Genomic DNA, 9,590 nt, shown 5'->3' with positions numbered 1-9,590 from the left:
AGCTGTATCCTTAACAAGGGAACAATCAAACTAGGAGCCGTGTGAGGTGAAAGTCTCATGCACGGTTCTGAATGGGAGGGGAGGTCGGTGACGACCTTCTCGACCCCTAATCGTTATTTTTTTATCGTTGGGTTGTAACCAGTAACGTTATGGGTTACACTTAATCGATGATAGTCAGTTTCAAGCATCGAGGACTAGAGCAGTTCTTTGAATCGGGAACCACCCGAGGTATTCAAGCAAATCATGCCAAACGAATTCGGCTGATTCTGGCTCGTCTCAGTGCGGCAACTTCACCGCAAGACATGAACTTGCCCGGATTGGTACTTCATGAACTGGCAGGGCAACGTAAAGGAACCTGGACGGTGAGAGTATCTGGAAACTGGCGGATCACTTTCACCTTTGACGGTGTTGATGCTTGTGATGTCGATCTTGAGGACTACCACTGATGAAAATGCATAATCCACCACATCCTGGTGAAGTTCTTAAAGAACTTTGTCTCGAACCTTTGAATCTGACTGTGACTGAGGCTGCTGAAGCATTGGGTGTAAGTCGAAAAACCCTATCTGCCATCTTAAATGGTAGGGCAGGTATTAGCCCCGAAATGGCAATTCGCTTAGGGAAAGCTTTCGATACATCTCCTGAAAGTTGGCTCAATCAGCAAATGCAATACGATCTATGGCAAGCAGAGCAGACAATTGGCAATATCAAAGTCTAACGGCTATCAGTGCTATCGGCGATCGCGTAGGGTGCGTTCCCTAATGTGGCTCCTACCGCTCCACTAGCAGTAGGCTAATCTGGATAACACGCTTTTGGGCGTGATATTCTGTGTTTGTATTCCAACACTTCGTTAATCGATAGCTATATAGAACCCAGCCAATGAGTATGAGTGAATCCAACGAGTTTGACATCACAACGCCAGAAAAACGGCATAAAGCGCTTACCTTCTTGTCGCAGAATAGTTAGCTTGCAATGGTGCCTTTGGCGCTTCCAGTAGCACTTGTTTTGGACGGTATTTCCCTTCTTACATCAGCTGCTAACGAAAAAGAGATTGCAGAACAAAGAAAAGTAGCGATCGACATTATTCGAGCAGGAAAAGAAAATGGTGTTGATGAAATAGAGATTACAATGTCTCAGAAAGCTGGTGTTGGTCTATCTTCAGACGTTGATGGTGTCCCAATTGAGTTTATGTTGGTGCTTCAGGTACAATGAAGCTAAAGGTAAAATACAAGTAGTGGGTGATGGCGAAACTCTACTATCGTGGCATGGCAGAGCAAAACGACAGACCCAAAATTGGTCGTAGTGCTAGATTATTAGGGGTTAGACCTAATATCGATATAAACATTCAGCGAATGCCAGTAGGTTGTCTAGATGAACAAAGCTATTTGTTACCAGAGCCACAGCGTCAGTTGCATGGCGATCTTGTAACGGTTGCCATTAGGGACACAAAGGGAATGTCTGTTGCCCTATCCATTGAAGGTTTACCAGCATTTCGCAAACCTGCCAGTTTTGGTGGAACTGGCAAAGACCCTTTATGGCAAATTGACGATAGCCATATCACAGGGGATTTACAGGCTGTCCAAGATAGCCCAACTCACGTTAGCATCATGCCAAGAGTTACAATGGCTCTAGAAAAGTACGAGGCAGCATTGGCAAACACCCAAAAATATTGGGAAAAGGTTGATTAGTGGCATACACACAATGGGAGGCTATCAAAATGGCATGGATATTTAGTCTATCGGCAGAATGTGGTTCGGATGAGAGCAACGCCCATAAATTTGCTCAGCATTTTGAGGGAGTATCATGGTTGCTGTCAAATGGTCGCCATTGCCAGTGTCACACAGATATATTCCAAGACATAGAAGAAAATTGGTGGTGTCGTGTTTCACCAAGTAATCTTAGCGAAGTGGGAATAGACAGCCCTGAAAGTGCATATTCAATGACAGAGTTAGGTATCTTACTATATCAGTCCCTACGATTTGCTCCCCCATTCCGTTATGCACTGGTTGGTGTTGAAGTCGATGAATTTAGAACTTACAGCGAGCTTCTCGAAGAATCATCTAACTTATCTATCCCAGGACTGGTTTTAGCAAAACCACTCGAACAAGAGCTAGGAATATTGCCAGTATTGCGCCCCTTTAGTTCTAGTTATGTTTGGCAACCCTACGCAGGAGAAGTTTACAATCCGCTTATGGCATCCCAAAACTTAAAAAATAAGCTTAATGAACTGCTTAAGTTAACCTCACAAGCGAAGACGGCATAACTAGACCGTTACACTGCTCCCACTGTCAGTACGATCGCCATCGCTGTAGGGTGCGTTCCCTAATGTGGCTCCTACTGCCCCACCAATAGATTTTTGGGGAACGCACCATGCTAGAGGATTATAAAAATATTTGCCGTCGCACTCCAGCCCATCGCGGCTGAGTTCAACCGTTATCGAGAAAAATAATTAAATACCGTCAAATTCCCCTAAAACTTTCACCTCTGGTTCTAACCAGAGGGACCAGCGATCGAACACTTGTTCCTGCACATGACGAATTAAACGCAGAATATCCGAGGCTTTTGCTGAACCAATATTCAGGATAAAATTAGCGTGTAACTCTGATACTTGCGCCCCACCAATTTGATAACCTTTTAATCCCATTCCCTCAATTAAAGCCCCGGCAAATTGCGGTTTAGGATTGCGGAAAACACTACCACAACTAGGACGATCATAGGGTTGGGTATTTTTGCGATGGCGTAAATTATGGGTAGTAATTGCCATTATTTCCTCGCAATTATCGGTAGCTTCTAACTGAAATGTGGCTTCAATAACTAAACGTTGATCCCCTTGCAGAGAAGAACTGCGATAACTATAATTTAAATCTTCTTTGCTTAAAGTTTCTAACTGACCATCGGGATTTAATACCAGCGCCCGCACTAATCGATCCGCCACACAGGAGGTATGCGCCCCCGCATTCATCACCACAGCACCCCCCACCGTACCGGGGATACCCACCGCCCATTCTAAGCCCCTCCAGCCCCTTTTTGCCGCTCTCCAAGCTATTTTTGGCAGGGGTTCCCCCGCTGCTGCTGTAATCGTAGCAGTTTCGGCATCAAAACAACTCGATCGCAGATGGCGAGTATTGATAACAAGTCCGGGTAAACCTCGATCGCTGATTAGTAAATTTGAACCAGCCCCCAAAACAGTTAAGGGTAAATCTTGTGATTGCCACCAAGCGAACACTTCTCTTAATTCCTCTAGATTAACTGGTTCGGCATACCATTGCGCTCTTCCCCCCACCCGGTAGGAAGTGAAATCAGCTAGAGAAACAGAGGTTTTAATCATAGGGTTTTAGGGGTTGGAAATTATAAATTATAAATTATGAATTATAAATTATGAATTGGGGGTTGGGGAGCAGAACGTAGGTTGGGTTGAAGCATGAAACCCAACGATCATGTTACTTATTTAGGGTCTGCTGAAAAAGTACGGGCGAAGCATTCGGATAGAAAATCTGCGGTTTCACCGATAGGTTATTGCCCGAATGCTTCGCCCCTACAGGACGCGGGCCGATGAAGACGCAAGGTTTTGAACGACGATTCTCTCAAAATCTTACACCTGTTTCGCAAGAAAAGCCACAAAACCCCTACCTTGCCTACATTTCACATTTATTCAGCAAACCCTATTTAATACTGCTCACTTAAAAACTCAAATCTGATAACTGATAACTGATAACTGATAACTGATAACTGATAACTGAATCCTATACTCTAACCGCTAATTGTTCGCGGTAAAGAGAGAGCATTTCGGGGATAACTTGATTGAGATTGCCAGCGCCGAGGAACAGAGCTAGATCCCCTGGTTGGAGAATTTCTAGCAGGAATTGACCTAAAGAACTCAATTCAGGGTGATAGTAGGCATTTTTATGGTGTTTTCTCACCTGTTCGACCACTTGCTGCCCAGTGACGTGATTGATATTCACTTCCCCGGCACTATAAATATCCGTTAAGACTACCACATCGGCGGAACTGAAAGCGGAGCCAAATTCCTCTAAAAAGGTAGTGGTGCGACTGTAGCGATGGGGTTGGAAAATAGCGATCGAACGTTGGTACTGTTTGCCTTCTACCTTCAATTTTGCCGCTGCTAACGTGGCTAACAATTCGCTAGGATGGTGGGCATAATCATCGATAAAAGTGATGCCGTTTGCCTCTCCCTTGTGTTCAAAACGGCGTTTTGCTCCGGCAAAAGTAGCGATCGCATCGGCAATAACAGCAAATTCTAAACCGAGATAACGTCCGATGGCCACCACTGCCAAAGCATTACTAATATTATGTTGCCCTGGGATTTTCACTTCCATTTGTCCCAGATAACTGCCTTTTTCCCAGACGGAAGCTTTCATCATTCCCTGTTCATAGATAATCTCGCTGACGGTGTAATCGGCACCTTTTTCGGGATCGAGACTATAACTAATTGTCGGACGGAAATGCTCGGCGATCGTGTCACAATCTAAACAAGCGACTAAAATCTGGCACTGATGGGCAAATTCACGGAAAGTATCGATAACTTCGCTTAAATTCTGGTAATGATCGGGGTGATCTAGCTCAATATTAGTGATTACGCCGATTTTCGGGGCGTGCTTGGTTAGGGAACCATCGGACTCATCGGCCTCTGCCACTAAAAAACGACCTTGACCAAGACGAGCGTTACCTTCCCAAGCGTCCACCTCACCACCGACAATGATCGTGGGGTCTAATCCCGCTTCTAACAAAACGTAACCGATTAGGCTGCTAGTGGTGGTTTTGCCGTGGGTGCCGGCGACGGCGATACTGTCGTAATCAGCGATTAAAGCCGCTAAAACGTCGCTACGGTGAAAAATTGGGTATCCTAAGTCTCTGGCCGCTTGATATTCCTTGTTATGGTCATTAATCGCCGTGGAGCAGATTACTTGCGGAACTGTTTGGCTGATGTTTTGAGGGCCAGGAGAATGAAATAAAGCTAAATTATTTGCCTCTTGACGGTGGAAAATCTGCGCTCCCGCTCCCTGTAGCCGTTGGGTGATATGAGTAGGACGTAAATCGGAGCCAGACACAGCTAAATTGCGTTTGGCTAAGATATAAGCGAGGGCTGACATCCCAATGCCGCCAATACCGATAAAATGGAAAGGTTGGCCGTTAAAATTAACTTTTTTCACTTTTTTCACTCCTCAGACCCACAATTATATAAGTTTTAAACTCGATCGGTAGTAAAGTCAACCTCATGATAGGGGCATTTGAGCAGAATTCCCAAGTGTTGCCCAGTCACCTGGCAAAATCCTTGACGCAGAATTAAAATTTTTTCTCCCAATTCCCTTTTTTTGGGGTGTGGGGTGTGACCCCCCCCAACCCTAGGGCTGATTCATTCTCTAGTTTGATTCCTTGTTTGTCTGTCTTCAATCGCTTACGGGGCAAGCAAAGCAAGGCATTTTAAAAATTTTTCAGATATTTGTTCTGAGAAATTGACTGAAAACCTTGCCAGATAAGGATTTGATTGAATGACATTTGCGAGAATGAAACGACCCTACCCCCAACCCCCCCGACATCGGGGGGGCAGGTGTGGGGTGTGGGGTGTAGGGTGTGGGGAGAATAAATAAAAATAATCTCGGAGTCTCCTGTCTCGGAGTCTCCTGTCTCCTACTCTCCTGAATGGTGATGTAATAAATTATTTTCGATCGGGATCGTAAAGTTCAACCTTTAAGGTATGATTGGGAACATTAATTATTTTTTTATGTATTGCACTAAAAGGTAGAGGGCAAGCAGCAGTGATTAGAGTAGCGATCAATGGTTTCGGACGGATTGGACGTAATTTCCTAAGATGTTGGTTAGGACGGACTAATAGTGGCTTGGAGGTAGTGGGGATCAATGATACATCCGATCCCCGGAGTAACGCTCACCTGCTCAAATATGACTCGATGTTAGGCAAACTTAACGCTAATATCGATGCCGATGATAATTCTTTAATTGTTAACGGTAAAACCATTAAATGTTATTCCGATCGCAATCCCCTCAATCTGCCCTGGGCAGAATGGGGTGTAGATCTAGTGATCGAAGCTACTGGTGTTTTCGTCGATGAAGAGGGCGCTTCTAAGCATATTGTCGCAGGAGCTAAAAAAGTCCTCATTACCGCACCGGGTAAAGGTTCGGGTGTGGGAACCTATGTCGTCGGTGTCAACGCTCACGAATACGAACACGATAAATACAATGTCATCAGCAATGCCAGTTGTACCACCAACTGTCTTGCTCCTGTCGTCAAAGTGATTCACGAAAACTTCGGCATCATCAAAGGGACGATGACCACCACCCACAGTTACACTGGTGATCAACGCATTCTTGATGCTAGTCACCGGGATCTCCGTCGCGCTCGCGCCGCTGCCGTTAACATCGTTCCCACCTCCACCGGTGCTGCCAAAGCTGTAGCCTTAGTTATCCCCGAAATGAAAGGGAAACTTAACGGTATCGCCCTGCGTGTACCCACTCCTAACGTTTCTGTAGTGGATTTAGTCGCACAAGTGGAAAAAAGCACGATCGCGGAACAGGTAAACGAAGTCCTCAAAGAAGCTTCGGAAAATTCTTTGAAAGGAATTCTCGAATATAATGATTTACCCCTCGTTTCCTCCGATTATCGCGGTGTTGATGCCTCCTCGATCATTGATGCTAGTCTCACCATGGTGATGGGTGGCGATATGGTAAAAGTTATCGCTTGGTACGATAACGAATGGGGTTACTCCCAACGGGTGGTTGATCTCGCTGAAGTCGTCGCCAGCAAGTGGAAAGGCTAAATCAGTGATCAGTAAACAGTAATCAGTGAACAGTGGGCGTTAATTAGGAGTCAGGAGTGGTTAGTGATAACTGATAACTGATAACTGATAACTGATAACTGTTAACTGATAAGTGATAAATTCTCACCGAAAAAGCGCCGATAGATTCCCTCTGTCACCAATTGAGCAGTGATTAGGTTAGCTAGGGCAATCATAAACAGGATCAGTATCTGGTAGGAAGCGGCGTTTAAAGGTTCACTTCCTGCCAATACCTGTCCGGTGAACATTCCGGGTAAACTGACTAAACCCACTACCATCATCTGATTGAGGGTGGGGATTAAACTAGCTCGAATCGCTTCTTTTTGGTAAGATGCGATCGCTTGTTGAGGGGTTGCCCCTAAACAAAGATGGGTTTCGATTTCCAAACGGTGACTTTTAATGGCACTGCTTAATCTCTCCCCGGCTAAAGAGGCACTATTCATCGCTTGCCCTAACACCATCCCCGTCAAGGGAATTAAGTATTGGGGCGAGTACCATTGTTCTGGTTGAATAATTAAAGCGATCGCATAACCTAAAGTTAGACAGCTACTAATCAATAAAGAGCCAAAAACTAGGGGTAATAAGCCTTTATCTCGGCTATCGATGCGATTTTTAGCAACAATAGTCGCGATAGTCATCATTACTGCCAAAATCCCCAGCACTGCCAGAGGATTATCAAGGGAAAAAATAACGGCGATAACGTAGCCTACCACTAATAATTGCAGGATCGATCGACCGGTCGCTAATAATAATTGTCCCTCTAGGGCTAAATTTGACCAACGGGAGAGGAGTAAACAAATACCCATCATCCCCAAAGCCCAACCCAAATCCACCAGATTTAGTTCTACTAATCCATCCATAAAAATAAAAGAAACAAATTAAAAGGATACTTCATCTATGAATGGCAAGTTTATAATTATTTTTGACTAATTAGGGTTTGCGGCAAAAAGTACGGGCGAAGCATTCGGTTAGAAAATCTACGGTTTCACCGATAGGTTATTGCCCGAATGCTTCGCCCCTACAGGACGCGGGCTGATGAAGACGCAAGGTTTTTAACGACGATTCTCTCAAAATCTTGCACCTGTTTCGCGAGAAAAGCCAGAAAACCCTTACCTTGCCTACATTTCACATTTATTCAGTAAGCCCTAATTATTCCTTCTTTTCGCCAACAAATCCCGATTAGTCTCTAATTTGAGTGAAAGCGCGTGAGTACAATTCCCCCCGTCGATTTATCCCGTCAATACCAAGTCATCAGCGAAGAAGCTAACCATGCCGTTTTAGAAATCCTCCGTTCTGGGCGCTATATTGGCGGTGAAGCTGTGAGTGAATTAGAACGACAATTTGCCCTCTATCATGGTGTTAGCGATTGTGTCGCCTGTAATTCGGGAACCGATGCCCTTTATCTGGCACTGCGCTCCCTCGGTATTCAAGCGGGGGATGAAGTAATTACTTCCACTTTTTCGTTTATTGCCACCGCCGAAGCGATTAATTTAGTCGGGGCAGTGCCAGTTTTTGTCGATATCGATATTAATACTTTTAACCTCGATGTGGCACTGTTGGAAAAAGCGCTTACTCCCCAGACGAAAGCGATTATCCCAGTACACCTTTTTGGGCAATCTGTCAATATGTCTGAGGTGTTAAATTTCGCTCGTTCCCATAATTTATTGGTGATTGAGGATTGCGCGCAAGCAACGGGAGCAGAATGGCATGGGCAGAAAGTGGGGAGTATCGGCGATATTGGCTGTTTTAGCTTCTTTCCCACCAAAAATTTGGGCGGTTGTGGCGATGGTGGCGCAATTACCACCAATAACCCCGAGTTAGCGGCACAAATTCGCATGGTTAAAGAACACGGCAGCAAGGTGCGTTATCTCCACGAGGTGATTGGGGTGAATAGCCGCTTAGATGCCATTCAAGCGGTTATTTTGCAAATTAAGCTAAAATATCTCGATTTTTGGAATAATCAACGGATCGAGATTGCCCAACGTTATCGGGAATTACTGCAACCTTTGCCTAATATCACTTTACCTGCCGCTTTAGCCGGAGGTAAGCACGTTTGGAATCAGTACACGATCTTAACAGAAAATCGTGACCAAATTCGGGCAGCTTTGCAGGAAAAAGATGTCCTATCGATGGTTTATTATCCGATTCCCCTACATTTACAGCCGGTTTATCAGTATTTAGGCTATAAAAAAGGTGATTTACCCATTTCCGAATTGGCCAGTGAAAAAGTGTTATCTTTACCTATGTTCCCCGATTTAAGCTTTGAGGAACAACAACAGGTAGCCTACGCGCTGAAAGATTGTTTGCATAGTTCCTGAGTTATCAGTGGGAATTAGGAATTAGGAATTATGAATTAAGTAGGTAGGTGTTAAAAATTGTCAGATTCCCCCCCTTATCAAGCTATCCATTAGTCACATCTTTCTTAACATAAAATTTGACAAAAAGAGAAAAGTGTGCAAGATGGCTCAAGGGGGTTCTATGGGGGGACTAATTTGATGAGATAGTTTCCAAGTCTGGCTGATATCATGTAACCTTCGCAGTCCCAACCAAATAGTTTTAACACCAGGTTCACCGTCGCCTTTTCTACCTAAAAACCCCCCAAGAGAAGCAATCATTCTGACCGCTTCCGGCCAAGGAGGGCGGCTTTTCAGGTGGCGGACCCTTTTTCTGAATAGTGGCACACAAAGATTGCCATTCATGTTCTTCCAAAAAACTTTCACAACTCTCCTCTCCGTGTAAGCGTGCTTGATAGGTTAACCAGAGTAATCTCCAAGCTACAAT

Annotated in this window: 10 protein-coding genes and 1 pseudogene; 7 read left to right on the top strand and 4 right to left on the bottom strand. The window is 44.7% G+C overall.

Annotation, left to right across the window (positions count from 1 at the left end; translation table 11 throughout):
- Window positions 1-167: 167 nt before the first annotated feature.
- From H6F92_RS24660 to H6F92_RS24640, 5 genes are all read left to right on the top strand, one after another.
- Complete coding sequence (locus tag H6F92_RS24660) at window positions 168-446, top strand: type II toxin-antitoxin system RelE/ParE family toxin (protein ID WP_002803252.1); 279 nt, start codon at window positions 168-170, stop codon at window positions 444-446.
- Window positions 446-715 carry a HigA family addiction module antitoxin gene (locus tag H6F92_RS24655; protein ID WP_190359849.1) on the top strand — a complete coding sequence of 90 codons (270 nt, stop codon included), beginning with the start codon at window positions 446-448 and terminating at the stop codon, window positions 713-715. The genes H6F92_RS24660 and H6F92_RS24655 overlap by 1 nt, the downstream gene beginning before the upstream one ends.
- 254 nt (window positions 716-969) lie before the next feature.
- Window positions 970-1,209, top strand: coding sequence for a hypothetical protein (locus tag H6F92_RS24650; RefSeq protein WP_242030267.1), 240 nt, complete (start codon window positions 970-972; stop codon window positions 1,207-1,209).
- Between the two features lie 29 nt (window positions 1,210-1,238).
- Window positions 1,239-1,685 (top strand): Tse2 family ADP-ribosyltransferase toxin, encoded by a 447-nt coding sequence (locus tag H6F92_RS24645; protein WP_103112768.1) that lies wholly within the window; start codon window positions 1,239-1,241, stop codon window positions 1,683-1,685.
- Between the two features lie 29 nt (window positions 1,686-1,714).
- Complete coding sequence (locus H6F92_RS24640) at window positions 1,715-2,260, top strand: hypothetical protein (RefSeq protein WP_190359850.1); 546 nt, start codon at window positions 1,715-1,717, stop codon at window positions 2,258-2,260.
- Between the two features lie 186 nt (window positions 2,261-2,446).
- Here the strand turns inward: H6F92_RS24640 and murB are convergent, their stop codons facing one another.
- Window positions 2,447-3,325 carry a UDP-N-acetylmuramate dehydrogenase gene (murB, locus tag H6F92_RS24635; RefSeq protein WP_190359848.1) on the bottom strand — a complete coding sequence of 293 codons (879 nt, stop codon included), beginning with the start codon at window positions 3,323-3,325 and terminating at the stop codon, window positions 2,447-2,449.
- Between the two features lie 415 nt (window positions 3,326-3,740).
- The gene (murC, locus tag H6F92_RS24630) at window positions 3,741-5,168 is read right to left on the bottom strand and encodes a UDP-N-acetylmuramate--L-alanine ligase (protein ID WP_190359847.1); all 1,428 of its coding nucleotides are present in this window, start codon (window positions 5,166-5,168) and stop codon (window positions 3,741-3,743) included.
- Window positions 5,169-5,774: 606 nt separating this feature from the next.
- Between murC and H6F92_RS24625 the strand changes: the two genes are divergently transcribed.
- Entirely contained in the window at window positions 5,775-6,791 is a 1,017-nt protein-coding gene (locus tag H6F92_RS24625; protein WP_190359846.1) for a type I glyceraldehyde-3-phosphate dehydrogenase, read from the top strand.
- 101 nt (window positions 6,792-6,892) lie between these two features.
- Here the strand turns inward: H6F92_RS24625 and H6F92_RS24620 are convergent, their stop codons facing one another.
- Entirely contained in the window at window positions 6,893-7,669 is a 777-nt protein-coding gene (locus H6F92_RS24620) for an ABC transporter permease (protein WP_190359845.1), read from the bottom strand.
- A gap of 345 nt (window positions 7,670-8,014) precedes the next feature.
- On the opposite strand from H6F92_RS24620, the gene H6F92_RS24615 reads away from it, so the two are divergent.
- Complete coding sequence (locus H6F92_RS24615; protein WP_190359844.1) at window positions 8,015-9,127, top strand: DegT/DnrJ/EryC1/StrS family aminotransferase; 1,113 nt, start codon at window positions 8,015-8,017, stop codon at window positions 9,125-9,127.
- Window positions 9,128-9,274: 147 nt separating this feature from the next.
- On the opposite strand, the pseudogene H6F92_RS24610 reads toward H6F92_RS24615, so the two are convergent.
- A pseudogene (locus H6F92_RS24610) lies at window positions 9,275-9,590 on the bottom strand (IS4 family transposase); the annotation flags it as partial.

Origin of the sequence: Microcystis wesenbergii FACHB-1317 (genome assembly GCF_014696875.1) — a bacterium.
In the GTDB taxonomy this organism is placed as follows: Bacteria; Cyanobacteriota; Cyanobacteriia; order Cyanobacteriales; family Microcystaceae; genus Microcystis; species Microcystis wesenbergii_A.
Note: the sequence above shows the minus strand (reverse complement) of the source record. Positions and strands in the feature narration are given on the sequence as shown.